13 protein-coding genes are annotated in these 16915 nt (G+C 36.4%); 6 read left to right on the top strand and 7 right to left on the bottom strand.

Annotation, left to right across the window (positions count from 1 at the left end; translation table 11 throughout):
• Window positions 1-241: 241 nt before the first annotated feature.
• The gene (locus B1NLA3E_RS09000; protein ID WP_015593530.1) at window positions 242-2065 is read right to left on the bottom strand and encodes an assimilatory sulfite reductase (NADPH) flavoprotein subunit; all 1824 of its coding nucleotides are present in this window, start codon (window positions 2063-2065) and stop codon (window positions 242-244) included.
• A 307-nt stretch (window positions 2066-2372) separates the two neighbouring features.
• On the opposite strand from B1NLA3E_RS09000, the gene B1NLA3E_RS08995 reads away from it, so the two are divergent.
• Window positions 2373-2972: a DUF1256 domain-containing protein gene (locus B1NLA3E_RS08995; RefSeq protein ID WP_015593529.1), complete on the top strand. Its 600-nt coding sequence runs from the start codon at window positions 2373-2375 to the stop codon at window positions 2970-2972.
• Between the two features lie 9 nt (window positions 2973-2981).
• On the opposite strand, the gene B1NLA3E_RS08990 is transcribed toward B1NLA3E_RS08995, so the two are convergent.
• Window positions 2982-3968 carry an alpha/beta fold hydrolase gene (locus B1NLA3E_RS08990; RefSeq protein ID WP_442852652.1) on the bottom strand — a complete coding sequence of 329 codons (987 nt, stop codon included), beginning with the start codon at window positions 3966-3968 and terminating at the stop codon, window positions 2982-2984.
• A gap of 242 nt (window positions 3969-4210) precedes the next feature.
• On the opposite strand from B1NLA3E_RS08990, the gene B1NLA3E_RS08985 reads away from it, so the two are divergent.
• Both B1NLA3E_RS08985 and B1NLA3E_RS08980 read left to right on the top strand, forming a co-directional pair.
• The gene (locus B1NLA3E_RS08985; protein ID WP_015593527.1) at window positions 4211-5149 is read left to right on the top strand and encodes a hypothetical protein; all 939 of its coding nucleotides are present in this window, start codon (window positions 4211-4213) and stop codon (window positions 5147-5149) included.
• A 186-nt stretch (window positions 5150-5335) separates the two neighbouring features.
• Window positions 5336-6271: a cation diffusion facilitator family transporter gene (locus B1NLA3E_RS08980; protein WP_015593526.1), complete on the top strand. Its 936-nt coding sequence runs from the start codon at window positions 5336-5338 to the stop codon at window positions 6269-6271.
• A 97-nt stretch (window positions 6272-6368) separates the two neighbouring features.
• Here the strand turns inward: B1NLA3E_RS08980 and B1NLA3E_RS08975 are convergent, their stop codons facing one another.
• Entirely contained in the window at window positions 6369-6905 is a 537-nt protein-coding gene (locus tag B1NLA3E_RS08975) for a DinB family protein (RefSeq protein WP_015593525.1), read from the bottom strand.
• Window positions 6906-7157: 252 nt separating this feature from the next.
• Between B1NLA3E_RS08975 and B1NLA3E_RS08970 the strand changes: the two genes are divergently transcribed.
• The gene (locus B1NLA3E_RS08970) at window positions 7158-8348 is read left to right on the top strand and encodes an SLC45 family MFS transporter (protein ID WP_015593524.1); all 1191 of its coding nucleotides are present in this window, start codon (window positions 7158-7160) and stop codon (window positions 8346-8348) included.
• A 550-nt stretch (window positions 8349-8898) separates the two neighbouring features.
• Window positions 8899-9789: an MBL fold metallo-hydrolase gene (locus B1NLA3E_RS08965; protein ID WP_015593523.1), complete on the top strand. Its 891-nt coding sequence runs from the start codon at window positions 8899-8901 to the stop codon at window positions 9787-9789.
• 44 nt (window positions 9790-9833) lie between these two features.
• Here B1NLA3E_RS08965 and rlmN read toward each other — a convergent pair whose 3' ends face one another.
• Window positions 9834-10880: a 23S rRNA (adenine(2503)-C(2))-methyltransferase RlmN gene (rlmN, locus tag B1NLA3E_RS08960; RefSeq protein ID WP_015593522.1), complete on the bottom strand. Its 1047-nt coding sequence runs from the start codon at window positions 10878-10880 to the stop codon at window positions 9834-9836.
• 239 nt (window positions 10881-11119) lie between these two features.
• On the opposite strand from rlmN, the gene B1NLA3E_RS24730 reads away from it, so the two are divergent.
• Complete coding sequence (locus B1NLA3E_RS24730) at window positions 11120-11293, top strand: aspartyl-phosphate phosphatase Spo0E family protein (protein ID WP_144061446.1); 174 nt, start codon at window positions 11120-11122, stop codon at window positions 11291-11293.
• Window positions 11294-11470: 177 nt separating this feature from the next.
• Here the strand turns inward: B1NLA3E_RS24730 and B1NLA3E_RS08955 are convergent, their stop codons facing one another.
• The 3 genes from B1NLA3E_RS08955 to B1NLA3E_RS08945 form a co-directional block, all read right to left on the bottom strand.
• Window positions 11471-12754 (bottom strand): Nramp family divalent metal transporter, encoded by a 1284-nt coding sequence (locus tag B1NLA3E_RS08955; protein ID WP_041580411.1) that lies wholly within the window; start codon window positions 12752-12754, stop codon window positions 11471-11473.
• A 98-nt stretch (window positions 12755-12852) separates the two neighbouring features.
• Window positions 12853-14838: a DUF2325 domain-containing protein gene (locus B1NLA3E_RS08950; RefSeq protein ID WP_015593519.1), complete on the bottom strand. Its 1986-nt coding sequence runs from the start codon at window positions 14836-14838 to the stop codon at window positions 12853-12855.
• 165 nt (window positions 14839-15003) lie between these two features.
• Window positions 15004-16914: a XylR N-terminal domain-containing protein gene (locus B1NLA3E_RS08945; protein WP_041580410.1), complete on the bottom strand. Its 1911-nt coding sequence runs from the start codon at window positions 16912-16914 to the stop codon at window positions 15004-15006.
• Window position 16915 lies beyond the last annotated feature (1 nt).

The raw sequence follows: 16915 nt of genomic DNA, 5'->3' as shown, positions 1-16915 counted from the left end.
AAAACTCCTCTCAATCCAAAATATGGATAGCTATTTCCACTTGTTTTCCGGGCTTAGAATCATTTATCTAGAAAAATTCACTTTTATCGATGAAAATGGAGCTCTTATCGAAAAAAATTTACATTTATCAAGAAAAAACTAGTATATATCAATAAAAAACACCGAGATATCGATAATTCGACAAAAACAGACAATGGTCAACCGTTAGTTATAGCAGAAACCATTTAGCAAAACTGGCTGATCAATATACATCCCGTTGATACCGTTTTTGCTGCTGTAAGTCGGCAAGATAGGCTTCTGCTTTCTCTCGACTCATATTGCCTTCTTTTTCTATAATCGTAAGTAACGTATTGTGAACGTCATGAGCCATGTGTTTCTTGTCACCACAAATGTAAACGACGGCCCCTTCTTGAAGCCATTTGAACAATTCCTTGCTGTGTTCAAGCAAACGATGCTGCACATAAACTTTTTCATCTGTGTCACGTGAAAACGCAACATCCATTTTCGTAAGCACACCGTCTCTTACCCACTTTTGCCATTCGGTCTGGTAAAGGAAATCCGTAACGAAATGCTGGTCGCCGAAGAACAACCATGATTTCCCTTTTGCACCTAATTCTTCGCGCTCCTGTATGAAAGAGCGGAATGGAGCAACGCCAGTTCCAGGTCCAACCATGATAATCGGTGTATCTGAGTTCTTTGGAAGCTTAAAGTTTTGATTATGTTGAATATAAATTGGCAGTGTATCCCCTGGATGGAGACGTTCTGCTGTTAAAATGGAGCAGACTCCTTTTCGTTCACGGCCGTGTGTTTCATAGCGGACCGTCCCAATTGTCAAATGTACTTCATCTGGATTTGCTGAGATACTACTTGCAATCGAATAAAGGCGGGATGGTATTTTTCGCAAAATCGCAATAAACTCTTGTGACGATCCATTCCAAGGTCCAAAGTCACGAACCATATCAAGCAAATCGCGACCTTTAATATATGATTTTAATTTTTCTACATGCTCCGGTAATATGAGTTCCCATAAATCCTCATTCGTTGTCAGTTCAGCCGCCTTCTCTAAAAGTGGCTTGGTTAAAACGGTGATTTCAAAGGAAGAAATAAGAGCTTCCTTAAGCGGAAGAACATCTCCCTGTTTATTGACCGTCACCATTTCTTCCGCATTCCATTTCATAAACTGAAGAAGCATATTAACAAGCTCTGGATCGTTTTCAGGGAACACACCAAGACTATCTCCTGGTTCAAAGGTAAGTCCAGACCCTTCAAGGGAAATTTCAAGATGACGTGTTTCTTTATTAGATCCGCGCCCGTTCAAATTTATATTTTCAAGCACTTCGGCTTTATATGGATTTGTTCTAGAATACAGCGAATCAGCCTGTTGGAGTTCTGTTGATACCAATGCAGGTGCACTACAATCGATCGATGCCTCACTTAAGCTACCAAGTACTCCATCGATCCATTCTGCTGCTGGTTTATCATAGTCAAGGTCACAATCAACTCGAGGATAAAGCCTATTCCCTCCGAGTTCATCTAATCGAGTATCAAATTCTTTCCCTGTATGGCAGAAAAACTCATATGAGCTGTCGCCAAGCGCTAAAACAGAATAGCTCAGATGATTAAGCTTAGGTGCCCGTCTGCCAAGAAGAAACTCATAGAACGACAGAGCGTTGTCTGGGGGATCACCTTCTCCATGTGTACTCACGATAATAAGCAGGTTTTGGACTTTCTTCAAATGGTTAACCTTAAAATCACTCATGGATGAGAGGGTTACTTGAAAACCTCGCCCCGCTAAAGCTTTTCCGGCAGTCTCCGCAAGCTTATGTGCATTACCAGACTGTGAACCATACAGAACGGTGACTTCTTTAGAAATTGCCAGTTCTATTTTATTAGTATTAACTTCTGCCACCGATGCTACTGGTGTTACCTGAGTAGAGGCATATTGAGAAGCTGCCAGATAACCGCTCAGCCAAATTTTTTGTGATTCTGTTAGTGTTGACAGAAGACGGTTAAGTAGTTCTGCCTGTTCCTTATTAAAAGGACTGTTCATTACTTGAAGTTGCAACGATTTCCACCTCACGTCATTTTTCTATTTATATTGACTGGTTTAAACATTTATTGTTCATCATTTTATCAGCGAAAACATTGATTAATATTATCTTAGATATACTATTCCGATAAGTCAAATCAGTCTTTGTTATATCCATCATAAGTAAATACTTATGATAAAAACAATATGCTGGGAACCCTTTTGTATGGAAGGATTAATTGGAACAAATGGAGAATATTGAATTATCTAATATTGTTCTCAAAATTGATCTCTTTTATATATGGAAATGTATTGATGGATAGATCGGTGAGGTGGGTTTAACATGCATGTTGATTTAGTGGACGGTAATCTAACAATGGTTGAAAGAATCATTCCTTATAATCATAGACTTGCACCGCTATTCATTCGTGATACCCTATATTCTCTCATTCCAGAAGGTACACAGCATATTTATGTCGTGGGGATTGGTTCAAATAAGATTAATGGTGACAGCCTTGGACCTTTTGTCGGTACTCTACTGTTCGATTTATATCCAAGTCATCTAACCGTTCTCGGAAATCTTCATGATCCTTTAGATGCTACAACCATTATCCCAGCGTTTTCGCAAATCACCATACCAAACAACAGTTTTGTAGTTGCGATTGATAGTGTACTCGGTACAGAAGGATTATTAAATAAGATTTTTGTTAGAGAAGGTTCTTTATTACCCGGTATTGGTCTTGGTAATAGACTTTCTCCTATTGGAGATTGCAGCGTCATGGGTGTCGTTTTGGAACATGACCCAACTGTAGAATGCTCTCTCCTATGTACGAACCTGAATCTTATTTATACGATGGCCACCAATATTGCGAAAGGGATTTCCCTTGCGATTAGACAATATTATCGGTACCCTTCAGATTCTCCAATTTTGCTGTTTAATTAAGCATTTTGGTTATTCATATTGACTCTTTCTATCTAAGACAATCTCAGTAAATTTGTCCACTTCTTCATAATTAGGTGAATGGGCCGATTTCTCGAAGGAAAGCCATTCTTTACTTGGTGCTTGAAGTTGGTCAAAAAATTCTTTTGTTGGTGAATGTGGAATGGTTAAGTCATATTTACCCATTAAGAATGAAACAGGAATTTCGACCTTTTGAATCACATTTTCCAACTCAAATGTTCTCAACTCCTCATTCATGGCTTTCATGCTAAAAAATTGTCCCCTTAAATGATTTACAATATCAAATATATTATATTCTTGGCCTTTAAATAGTTTTATTAAAAATTCATATACTAATTTTCCATTACGTGAGATTCCACCCCCAAATAATTCAAGGTATTTCTGATGTAACCGATCATGTTTAAAAGTGTTCCATGGTGGTTTCCCAATTTCCTTTAGTTCTTTTATTGCTTTTTGATTGTTTAATTCTCTTGCTCTTTCCAATGTTAATTCATAGGATAATTGCTCTGCCTTACTCATACTCACTACCTGAGAAACACCAAAATAGTGAATAAAATGCTCAGGATGTTGGTTTATTGCTAATATCCCTAACATACTTCCCCAAGAATGCCCTAATAAGAAAATCCTTTCTTTTTGAAAAGATTTTTTTATATAGACCGTTACTTCAATTACATCATATAAAAATTGTTCTATATTCATCGTCTCAATTGGAATCTTTTTGGAATACGATAAACCTGCACCCCTTTGATCCCAGTTCACAACAATAAAATGTTTTTCTAGTTCTTGTTGGTAGTCTCGATTAAAGCCAATCTGTGCAGCACCGGGACCTCCGTGTACCATTAACAATAATGGATTATGTTTATTTTCTCCTCTAATTAAAAGCCATTGCTCTACTCCACCGACATATATTTTTTTCAGCTCTGACACGGCGTTTATACCTTCTATTTTTGGTGTATATCTTCTAAACAAATTGTTCACCCCCTTTTTTGTTTTGTACAAATACTCACGACATTCGACATCTGTACAAAGTTTTTTAAAATTACTTTACAATAGTTTATTATTATCAATCTTCGCTATTTTAGTATTAATTTCCTTCAAATATAAATAAGAGAAGTGTTGATTTTGGACAGAAAAAACAAAGTGAGTAGGATTTTATTAACATAAAAAATAATTTTCAAGTAAAATAAAAGACAAAGATAAAAATGATAGGAGTTTACATAATGGAACAAGAGTCCCGAGTTATAAACTGGCTTTTAAACGGGGATGTATCCATACAATATCAGACTCACCGAGATATCTTGAAATCCGATAGAGTAACCCTTAAATCACTAAGGGACAGGATCGAACAAGAAGGATGGGGAGTTATATATTTAACATTCAGGAAAATGGACGGTTACTGGGGTCGTGGTTTTTACCAACCAAAATGGACATGTTCACATTACACACTGTTAGAATTGAAAAATCTGGGTATTTCTCCAGAAAATAAAGAAATTAAGGAAAGCCTGCGCCTGATATTTGATCAAAGAAAGGGAAATGACGGTGGTATATATCCAATTGGAACACTAAGGAAAAGTGATGTTTGCATCAATGGAATGGTGATGAATTACGCTTCTTATTTTGGGGTTCCTGAACATGAGTTAAAATCCATTGTTGACTTTATTCTATCCCAACATATGAGTGATGGTGGGTTTAACTGTCAATCAAACAGAAAAGGGGCGGTCCATAGTTCATTACATTCTACACTTTCTGTCTTAGAGGGTATAGTAGAGTATTCACTTCATGGCTATAAATACAGATTGCCCGAATTGCAAGTTGCCGAAAACCAATCAAGAGAGTTTATCCTAAAACACAGATTATTTAAATCAGACAAGACTGGAGAAATAATTGATAAAAAAATGCTTCTACTATCGCATCCTTCCAGATGGAGATTTGACATATTAAGAGCACTTGATTATTTTCGTGCTTCACAAACTCCTTATGACCCAAGGATGAATGATGCCCTTTTGATTATCCAAAGCAAAAAACGAAATGATGGGACATGGCCCCTTCAAGGAAAGCATCCAGGTCAGGTTTTTTTTGAAATGGAGAAACCTGGTGAACCAAGTAGGTGGAACACGCTTCGAACTTTGCGGGTGCTGAACCACTTTAAATTTTCGTAAAATTATAATCACTTAATAATAGTTATCATTGTTAACTAGTTAATGTTTTGTAATTCTATATTTATTCGAGTGCAGTCCTGATTATCATTCTCAATTAAACTATAATATTCTCAATTAAAATTTGACGTTGATCCAGTTCTGGAGTATTATCAATATTATAATAATTCCAAATACGGAGGGAATATTTTGAAGAATTATGATTACCACCATCTAAATCACGTAAAATCCCAGAATACATCGAAGAAAACTCTGTGGATCACACTCATTCTGACGCTGTTTTTTACTCTTGTTGAGGTCGTTGGTGGTTTGTTATCGCATTCCCTGGCTCTATTATCCGATTCAGCTCATATGATGTCCGATGTATTGTCTTTAGGGTTGAGTATGACAGCTATTTATATGGCAACCTGGAAGCCCAATAAGAAATATACTTTCGGATTCCTTCGGTTTGAAATATTGGCATCGTTTATTAACGGCCTTGCATTGGCGGTCATCGCTATTGGAATTTTTGTTGAGGGGATAAAACGTATCGTAAACCCAACAGAAATTGACCTTCAATTAATGTTAACCGTTGCCTCGATTGGCTTGGTTGTAAACATTGTTCTTACTATCGTTTTAGTTCGCAGTACGAAGGCTGAGGAAAATCTGAATATCAAAAGTGCACTCTGGCACTTTATTGGGGACTTACTTAACTCAGTCGGTGTTATCATTTCCGCTGTTTTAATTCATTTTACAGGTCTTTCAATCCTTGATCCTTTAATCAGTATGATCATTGGAGCCGTTATTTTAATTGGTGGTGCGAAAATTATCCGAGAATCTTACTATATTTTGATGGAATCAGTGCCAGAAAAATTTGACCTTGATTCGATTCGACAAGATATTAGCACGGTAGAAGGCGTTGAAGATGTTCACGAAATGCATTTATGGGCTGTTACAACAGACCACTACTCTTTAACTGCACATGTATTTATTCGCGAACAAAGTCAACATTTGTGTGCGATTACGGCTATTAACAAACTATTAAAAGAAAAGTATGGAATCAAACATTCAACAGTACAAATTGAAAATCCAGCTGTGATTGACCACGGACCATACGGACGTAATTTTTTGCTAGAACATCGTTAACCATAAAAATCCTCACCAAAGGTGGGGATTTTTATTTTTTTCCAGAAACAATATTACAGCTAATTTCACTAGTAACATGTGTATAATTTGATGCTATTTAACTACTTGGAAACTCCACTGAATTAATGTACCTTCCAGTTATTATTTTGCGGTGATGTAATTCGTGACCGGCAATAATATAGGCTAGTGCACGAACGGTTACTTCTGAATTATTTGCTATGCCTTTCCGCACCCATGCTTCACTGGTAAGGCTCTTTAGCAAATGTACTGTGGATTGGCGGATAATTGACAAATTTTGAATAAGAGCCTTCACAGTCTGATTGTTAAATGAAGCGTTACGAACATATTCATTTTCATTAAAACCAGGTAAGGAAATGATTTCCCCACGAGCGATTGAAAGAAGTCGATAGCCCATTATTTGCTCAGTATCCGCCATATGACCGATTACTTCTTTTAAAGTCCATTTTTCAGGTGCATATCGGAAATGAGCTTGATTTTCAGAAATGTCTTGAAGAAGACATATGGTCTCTTCATTTTGTTGAGCTAAGATATCAATAATATCCCCTTGAGGAACATCGTTTATATATTTTGAATAATACGGGGCATACTCGCTAGTTTCGATCAGTTTCTTCATGTTATTCCTCCTACATTAGTAATCGATTAACTTAATTTTATCATGTTCAGAATTTAGATTTGATGAAAAATCATTATTATTTTCCATTCCACCTAAAAAAATACTTCTGAGGAGGATGTATCTAGGAATATGATGAATAAAGCTACCGCTTTACGCACTGCTCAAAACATTTGTATTATTATTCTAAATTTAAAACTTTCCTTTACCATACTGGTTGTGATTGGATTGAATTGACCTCTAAAGGAGACTGCTATGAAAAAAACATGGCTGCTGGGGTTTGGATTTTTTAGCATTAGTTTAGGATGGTCACTATATAATGGATTTGTTCCTTTTTTCCTTAACGATTACCTTTCAAGTACGGCATTAATCGGATTTCTGATGACGATTGATAATTATATCGCCTTATTTTTACAACCCTATATCGGGGAGCGAAGCGATCGTACTAATACACGATATGGTCGCCGCATGCCTTATTTGCTTGTTGGAATCCCGATTGCTGCCTTATTTTTTGCTCTTATTCCTTTCCACAATAGTTTAGTTACTTTAATCATCTTTATGGTATGTATGAACTTATCTATGGCCGTTTTCCGTTCACCCACCATTGCCCTAATGCCCGATATTACTCCTGTAGTTGGACGGACAAAAGCAAACGGAGTGATTAATTTCATGGGAGGTTGCGGTGCGATTTTAGCGTTTAGTGTAGGTGCTTACCTTTATAATATTGATGAATCCCTTCCTTTTTTGGCGGTTTCGGTCATTTTTTTAGTGGCTTTATGGGTAATTTTTATCAATATAAAAGAAAACAGGGATGCTATTTCATATTCTGTTTCAACTGAACCAGAAATCAACTATAAACAGGAATTAAATTCAACAACCATATATTTGTTAGCCGCTCTCTTTTTCTGGTTTATTGCAATCCAAGGGATGGAGGCATTATTTACTTTATATGGAGTAAATGGCCTTGGTTTAACAAAAAGTGCTTCAGCATTTTCATTAGCCTTTTTTTCTTTAAGCTTTGTCCTATCGGCCATACCAAGCGGGGTGCTAGGCGCAAAATACGGTATGAAAAAAATAATCTTAATTGGTATTTTAGGATTATTTTTCGTTTTCCTCCTATTAAATTGGGTTAAATCGGTCTTTTTCTTACGAATGATTTTATTGGTTGGCGGAATGTTTTGGGCGTGTATAAATATCAATGCCTACCCGTTTATTGTTTCAACAGGGAGTGAACACAGTTTTGGAACACGAACAGGCTTATATTATTTGGTTTCTTCATTAGCAGCCATCATCTCACCGCCAACATTAGGACTTTTAATTGATTTATTTGGTTTTGGAATATTGTTTTACACCGCAGCAATATGTATGCTTTTCGCGTTAACTTTTCTGGTAAAAGTTAATCATAACGGCACTAACTCGATTTCGGTCCACAAACTGAATGGTTGAAATTTGATTTTCCTCAGTAAAAAACGGACTTACCAGAGGAGAAACCTTGCGTTTAGCAAGGTTATCTTTGTTTAGGTATCTGAATAAATATATTCAAATAAAAACGAACAGATGAAATAAATAGCTGTCCCCCACATGATAATGGCAGAAATTTTATTTAAGCTAGCCACAAATCTTCGTGAATTCGTTAATTTCCCCGCATGCCTCCCAACTACAGCAAGACTAAAAAACCAAATCCACGATACCAGGATACAGGCAATTGCAAATCTTATTTTCTCCACCCCGTTATAGGATACGGCAATGCTCTAGTTATTCTAGGTTGGCTAACCCCCTGGTTAAAAATAAATACGTTCTGGACTCCAACTATATTTCTATGGAATTTACCAGACTTTTTTACTAAATGGAATCCATCCGAGTTAGGTTTGTGTCGTGTGTAACTCAATTGTGATACAATAATTGAATGAACAGTCATTCATTATTCAAGAATGCTCACTATCTTATATCCCCAATAAACTACTCTAAGAAAATTTATCTAATCTGAGGTGAAAACATGAATCGAATTGGCCCGATTATGATTGTGGAAGGTCCAAACAATAGTAAAGTCCCCTATTCACGAAGTCTGTTTATTGATTGTCCTGAGAAGGTGTTGATCGATTCAGGGGCTGATCCTAAAGCACTGTTAGACATCCAACGGCAATACGGAATTGAATTGGTCCTCAATACCCACTATCATCCCGACCATACCACTCACAACCATTTATTTGCCAATACACCAAAATGGATCAATCCAATTGAATTTGAAAATATTAAAACCATTGAAGGTGTCGCCGAGGCTTATGGCGTGTATCAGGAATGGGGTACCAACGGGATTGAAATGTTTCGAAAATCCATTCCAAAAGAATGGGTGCAAAACCTTAGTGAAATTTCCGGTTCTTATCAGTATGAAATGGAATATTCATTTGGTGGCGTAAAGATTATATTTTTACACACACCGGGACATACAAAAGGATTTTCGTGCCCCTACTTCCCTGAATTGGGTGTTGCTTATGTCGCTGATTATGACATGACATCGTTTGGACCCTGGTACAATGGTACCGATGGCAATATTGAGGATTTTATTGAATCTGGAAAACGCTTGCTTACTATTGATGCAGATACATTCATTACCGGACACCAAAAAGGGACCTTCACCAAACAAGAATTTCAACAAGCGATGGACCGATTTCTGGCCATTATTGATAAACGGGATGAAACGATTGAGAAGTATGTTCGTCAAGGCCTTACATTTGAGGAGCTTACTAATATCGGGATTTTCTATCCAAAGAATGTTTTGGAGGGATCTTTTCTTCAAACATGGGAACGAAGCGGGATTCGAAAGCATCTGCAGCGTCTGGGCCTTACCGTTCCAGAATCTGGTTCGGGGCTTTTCACAACAAAGTAGGCATAGAAAAAGGTACTCTGAGGTGAGTACCTTTTTTTTTATGACTATTTATTGTGTTTGCTCCTCAACTGCCCACAGGCTGCATCAATATCAGTCCCATGTTCTTGCCGTATCACACAATTTACTCCATTCTTTTTCAACGTATCATAAAATGCCAGCACTGATTCCTCATCACTTCTTTGATACTGACTGTGTTCTCCAACAGGATTATATGGAATTAAATTAACATATGATTTTTTATTTTCGATTAAGTTAGCAAGTTGCTGTGCTTCTTCGCGATGATCATTCACATCTTTTAGCAGGATATATTCAAACGTAATTCTTCGGTTCGTATTTTCTAAATAATAATCTACAGCCTTCATTAATTCCTCTAATGGATAGGCACGATTTATTTTCATAATCCGTGATCGAAGTTCGTTATTTGGCGCATGTAATGAGATCGCTAGGTTCACTGGCAATTTGGTATCGGTGAAATCATAAATTTTTTCGGCTAGTCCGCTAGTTGATACCGTGATATGTCTGGCAGCTATTTCAAGTCCTTTTTGGTCAATAATAATTTTCAAGAAGTTGACTAGGTTTTCAAAATTATCAAAGGGCTCACCAATGCCCATCACCACAATATGACTTACCTTTTCACCTTTTTCCAAATGATCGAGGTGAAGTTGAACCTTCATAATTTGTTCCACTATTTCCCCACTGGATAAATCGCGATTTTTCACTAATAATCCGCTCGCGCAAAAACTACAACCTATATTACAGCCTACTTGGGTTGTGACACAAACCGATAGACCATATTTATGTCTCATCAACACTGTTTCAATCAAATTCCCATCCTGTAACTTGAATAAAAACTTAATCGTACCATCTGCTGATTCTTGTTTAATATGCTCATTTAAAGTTTGGATAACAAAATGATCCGCTAATAATTGAATACAATCTGAATTGACATCAATCATTTCAGAGAAATCCGTTACCCGCTTTCGATAGAGCCAATCCCAAACTTGTGAGGCTCGAAACTTTCTATGCCCATATTCTAGAAGCCAAGCTTCCAATTGATCAAATGTCAGACCATAAATGGATTTTTTATTCATTCTCTACCCTCTTTTCAAAGCTTAAAATATAATCCTAACCAAAATCGTTCATACACGCAACCTTAGGGAATTGTTCCGAGTTTATTTTATCGTTTAAATTGGCATTTTTCTTCAATGTAGCTGCTAAAAAAAACTCTTTATTTTTAAAAAATATTTCACTCGTAGTGGGAAATATCACTGATTTTCCTACCAAACTCATGTTAAATTGTAAAATATACACTGTAAAAAGGAGACAATTAATGATATTAATGCCAATTAAAGTTGACAGTTGCGAAATTATGCGGACAATTGAATCACTTAGAAAAGAAATGATCCAAATTGGCATCAAAGAAGGACTTCAAAGTGAAAAAACAATCAAGATTAGCCAACGACTTGATGTGTTTATTGCACAGTACCAATCTATTATTTGTTAGATAGTCATAAATTATCATTTTCCAAAATAAAAAGCTACCTAAAAAAGCAGCTTTTATTTTCCTCATTAAATATTAGAACCGGTGGCGAAGGATCGTTCCTTCGCATCAAGTACATGACGAATTTGATCCAAGACCATCTAATACTATATCACTCTATTAGCAAAACATTCTACTTAGCTAAAACACATTGAAAAGCAGAAACAAATTTAGCCCGATAATGAGGAAAGCGGTTAGCCATGCAAAGATCGACGTGAATCGATGGTTAACAAGATTACCCATGATTTTTTTATTTCCTGTAAACATGATGAGGGGCACTAATGCAAAGGCGATCCCAAACGAGAGGACGACCTGGCTCATGACAAGTGCTTTAGATGGGTTAATCCCTGTTAAAATAATTACTAAGGGAGGAAGCATCGTAATAACCCTTCGCAAATAAACAGGTATATGTCTCTTAATAAATCCCTGCATCACTATTTCACCTGTCATCGTACCTACTGAAGAGCTAGATAGTCCCGCAAACAATAATCCAATCCCAAAAAGAATCGCTATGTTAGGTCCAAGCATGGTACCAAATTGGTGAAAAGCAACATCTAAATCCTCAACGAGTAGGCCATTTTTATGAAACAGGGCAGCAGAAACGATTAACATGGCTGCATTTATTCCACCTGCAATGAACATGGCAATAATAATATCGATTTGTTCAAATTGGAAAATCTGTTTTCGTTCAACATCATTTTTCCCAACAATTCTTACTTGAGTTAAAGCAGAATGAAGATAAATAGCATGTGGCATGACAGTTGCGCCAAGCATCCCTGCAGATAACAAAATACTATCTACCCCTTCAAATTTCGGTGTGATTAAACCTAAAAGAAGCGCTGAAGAATCAGGTTTTGCATAAAAAACTTGAGCACCAAACGCAATCACTACAACAAATAACATTCCGATAATAATTGCCTCGAACCTCCGATAACCCCTACGTTGAAATTCTAAAATAGCAAATGAAACGATTGCTGCGATAATGGCTGATGTAATAAGAGGAATACCAAAAAGTAAATAGATTCCTAGGGCGGCTCCAATAAATTCTGCTAGATCCGTTGCTATAATAACTACTTCAGCTTGCAACCACAATAAGAAGGAAAACTTTTTTGAAAATTGTTGTCTGCAAAGTTCAGGGAGATTTTTACCTGTGGCAATCCCTAATTTAGCAGACAATGACTGGATTAGACCTGCCATTAAGTTTGAAACAACGATTACCCATAATAAAGTATAGCCATATTTAGAACCTGCTGTTATATTGGTTGCGTAATTTCCAGGGTCAACATAGGCAACAGCGGCGATAAAGGCTGGACCTAAAAAAGGGAGGAGTTTTTTTATCCCTTTTGAATGATTTCCTAAAAAGTCCGAAGCAGATTGAGTCGATTCATTCGAATCAGGCAAAATTCCAACCCCCTTTGAATTAATTGTTAAAAAGTTTCACATGGGAAACTTTTTTTACTTTAAGCAAGTATATTAGATGGTTAAGAAAAAGTCAAAAGAATAAACCTCTAATTTGGCCTAGTTCAACTAGGGAGATTAGCCACTTCACTAAGAATTGTCGGGATATTCGTAAAGGCTGAGTAGTAAATCGGTTTCTCTTCTAAAATGGCAAATTCCTTTGCTTCCCACATGGCTCGATGAGAAATAAGGTGAGTAAGAACAATGATGATGTCAGCTGTCTTCAATAACTCATAAAAAGCTGGGTCAAGAATTCTCCCATCATGAGTAAGAATAGTATATCCATTCTCCTCTTTAATCTGTTTACCTCTGTTACCACCTAGAATCAGAATTTTCTTTTCTTGAAAAAAGCCTTCAATCGTAATAGGTTCTTGTTTAATACGCTCTTCAGTTAAGAGCATCTCCTCGGTTTGTTCTTCTTCCTCTAATGGGACTGTTACAAGTGAAAGCTCTGTTTTAAGTTCCTCAATCAGCCCTTTTAACTGTTGGATTTTTAATATATCACCTTTATTTCGAACTTCACTTGAAAGATTAACGGACGCTTGCTCTAATTCACTATTTCGAGAATAGGCTTGGCCTAGTTTTTGAGTTAGTCGACCATTTTCCTGTTGAAGCTGGCGGATCTGCTGGTGCTGATGGTCCAACGTTTTATGCAGCTTCAGAACCTCTTGTGATCCATTTTTGGAAAAGTAAGCAGCAAAACCTTGGACATATGGTGCTAATTCTGTTGGGAAAGGTAGGTATTGAAAAATAAACTCTGCTCGGTTTTTGCCTAATATAGCAAACTCTTGTTTCATATCCCAGCCGAATACAGTTACATATAAGTAATGTGTAACGACTACTTGATTTGCTTTACGCCAAAAGGCTTGTTTTTCTTCTACTGTAAGATTGAGCTTTTTAAGCACCGCCATCAGCTTTTCTTTTGTAACGCCACTTGGAATTTCAGGGACAAAGTCTTGCAAAGCAATTTCTAGCTCTTTCCTTGTTAACTCATTGGAAAAGGTTTCCCATTTCACCGTCGCAACAAATGAAAAGGCACTCCAAAATTGTTCCTCAAACTCACGGAAGTAAACATGGTAATCCACCACAACATTTAATACCCTTTGCATTTGTTCTTGATTATTCATATAACCAAGAACGCTCAGCTCATCAATATACCTCTCTGCCAAAAGCTGACCGGTTTGAACATCCTTTATGATTGTCTTATCTTTTTTGACTAAACTATTGCAGTTCTTGCAAATAAATTGATCCCCAACTACCATAATAAGAAGGTCCTCAATATGACGTTCAAGTTCCTTCAGGTTTATTTTTACAGTAGAATTTATACTACTAACGGCGGGCAAATCACAGATTAGGCAGTGCCCCTCTGAGTGGATAGAAACATCCATAACATCATTTGGATAGGTCTCCTCGGAAATAGGATTTAATATAGGTATTGTGGTGATATATACCTTTTGCTCCTTAATCTTTTCCGACAGGACTAGATGAAACTTCTCTAAATTTTCTAGATTTGCTGAGACATTCTTTTCTAACAGTTCTTCAAAATATTTTTTATCATCTACAGTATGTGGATAATAAAAATTGGTTTCAATTCTCCCTGCAATGATCTCTTCGTTCACTTCAAACTTGGTGGTGATGCTTAAGAAATCTGGACTAATCCCACATTCAGTTTTATAAAAAGGTGGTAGTTCCTCTTTTAGCTTTGATGCAAGCTGTGTGACGAGTGAACGAAATCGTCTTTCTAACTGATTTTTGGCATTCCGTTCACTTGCACTTATTTTTCCCCCTACCAATTCTACCGAGTAGTGGTCAGCAAGAGCCATCCCAAAATGATAAGGATCCCCCTTTTTTGGGGCCCATTGATCATGATGATAAATTTGTACTTTTTCTAATAAGAAACGACCTTTATTATGAAACGGGAACAATAAAATTGCCCGTAATTTCTGGTTATTTTGGGTGAAGTATACCTCCAACTCCGTAAAAAAATTATGTTGGTTATCAAAGAAATGCACGATTGATTTTATATCTGGTTTAACCTGCGAGATCAGCACGGACCTTTCCCCTTTTTCTGCTTTATTTCTTTAGTTGCACAAGCATTTCACTTTCAATTTTAATCGGTTCAACCTCTCATTTCCATTTTATCTTATAAAAGGACATTAAAAAACAGCTAAAGAATTTAGCTGCTTTTCACCTTTTTATCTTGTATGTAGTTTTCGTCATAGATCGAGATTTAACTCTCCGTTAACAATTAATAATTGGATTGCCAGGTAAAGTTGATAATTAATATGGGGATTTCGAATATCAACGTTAAGCAGGTTTTCAATTTTTTGCAAGCGGTATCGTAAGCCACTTATTGATAAAGCCATAGTGGAAGCTGTTATTTCTAGGTTTCCACCATGGGAAAGGTAGACATAAAGGGTTCTAATAAATTCAGTCCCCTTTTTCTTATCATAGTTTATTAATTTTCCAAGCTGATTTTCGGTAAATCTCTTGATAACGCTTTCATTACCAGCCTGAATTAATATCCCTACTGCTCCTAGTCCATCATAAGAAATGATTCGCCTTTGTAGACTTGCCATTTGAAAAGCTGCCAATGCTTCCTCATATTGCTGATCGGTTGTTTCTATTGAATTAGAGCACAAGCTAATCCCTATTTTGAAGTTCTTTGCTCGATACATTGTTTGACAGTATTCAAGGATTTCCTCGAAAAATACAGGGACTTCTGTTCCTTGCTCTTTTATAAATTTCTCTTGGATCAAAATCACAATATTATCCAACCTTTGACCGATAAGAAAACGTGCTTTCTTCTTAGTAAAATACGTTGATAGGTTCCCAATTAATTGTTCGTTAAATTCTAGTTGATCTTTTTTTATCATCCTTTTATTTTTGCTGATTTTATTTAACACAGCCACATAAAAAGAATCTTCTAAATCAATTCCAACATAATTACCCCATTTTAATATTTCTTCCTTCGTTAATTGTTTACTAATAATTTGTTCTAAAAAATATCCACGAGAACGCTGCTCTGTTTCGATGGCTATCTGCTGACTTAATAAGTAAATTGAACTAGCGGAAGCCGTTCTTTCTAAAATCATGCGGTTGATGTCTTTTATTTCCTTACATTTTAAGATTAACGTGCAGTAGCCAACCAGCTTTTGACGAACAATGATTGGTGACACGAGATAGTGTTGATCCTCAGCAACTGATATAAGCTTAGTAAGAATATGAGGTTTATCTAAATCGCGCTTGTTTCGGAGCTTTTTTTCAACATCCTCTTTATTGTTATTCTTGAACCATTTTGTTAATTCACCATAGTAATTTTCAATATCTTTTGCTGTTAATCCAATTGAAGCAAGAGTACGTTTGTTTTGATTTGCAATCAATATAGGCACCCCAAGGAATTCGTGGACCATCTCGGCTATGGACTGGAGGTCTTTACCTAGCATGATTTGCTCCATTAGGTTCTTATGAAAAACAAATGTTTGATTAAGATTATCACGTTCGACAACAATCTGCTCATACGCATTTTCGAGTTCATTAATTAGATTATTCTCTTTAAAAAATCCTAATTCCTGATCTATTTCTCCATTCCAATCTTCTAATGTTTTCCCCACCCAAAGACAAAATTCTGCCCCTTTACCTTCACACGTTTTTTCCTTAAAAATAACCGTTGTCCCTAACACCTTTGATGTGTATCCACTCGCGTATCCTACTAATATATGACAAACTGATTCATTACTAATTCCAAAAAGGCGAATATGTTCTTGTGCCTCATAAGAGTTCAACCAAGTGCCTTCCATATGAAAATGATTATTTTTAGAATCTAATTTTATGATGATACCTTCTATTATGGCATGTCCCATTAACATATGTTGTTTTGGGCCTTCCATAATAATCTCATTGAGTGAAGCTCCTTCCATTTCTTGCATCAGTACCGTAGCATCACTTACTCCTAAATTCCACCCATAACGAATCAGAAATGTTTTCGTTCTTTCATAGCCAATTGTCTCTATTAAATTTTTACGTAGCGTACCAATTCCAGAGGACGGAGTCACCACGATTCTTTGATTATTTAACATAAGTTTCCCATTATTAGATTGAATGATGTTTGTTTTTTTAACTAACAAT

This window comes from Bacillus sp. 1NLA3E (assembly GCF_000242895.2).
In the GTDB taxonomy this organism is placed as follows: Bacteria; Bacillota; Bacilli; order Bacillales; family Cytobacillaceae; genus Bacillus_BU.
This window is presented reverse-complemented; position numbering and strand designations above follow the sequence as displayed.

Bases quoted from the DNA above. Each gene is read 5' to 3' on its own strand.
- B1NLA3E_RS08995 (WP_015593529.1), top strand. From the start codon at position 2,373: ATGCATGTTGATTTAGTGGACGGTAATCTAACAATGGTTGAAAGAATC.
- B1NLA3E_RS08985 (WP_015593527.1), top strand. From the start codon at position 4,211: ATGGAACAAGAGTCCCGAGTTATAAACTGGCTTTTAAACGGGGATGTA.
- B1NLA3E_RS08975 (WP_015593525.1), bottom strand. From the start codon at position 6,905: ATGAAGAAACTGATCGAAACTAGCGAGTATGCCCCGTATTATTCAAAA.
- B1NLA3E_RS08970 (WP_015593524.1), top strand. From the start codon at position 7,158: ATGAAAAAAACATGGCTGCTGGGGTTTGGATTTTTTAGCATTAGTTTA.
- B1NLA3E_RS08965 (WP_015593523.1), top strand. From the start codon at position 8,899: ATGAATCGAATTGGCCCGATTATGATTGTGGAAGGTCCAAACAATAGT.
- rlmN (WP_015593522.1), bottom strand. From the start codon at position 10,880: ATGAATAAAAAATCCATTTATGGTCTGACATTTGATCAATTGGAAGCT.
- B1NLA3E_RS24730 (WP_144061446.1), top strand. From the start codon at position 11,120: ATGATATTAATGCCAATTAAAGTTGACAGTTGCGAAATTATGCGGACA.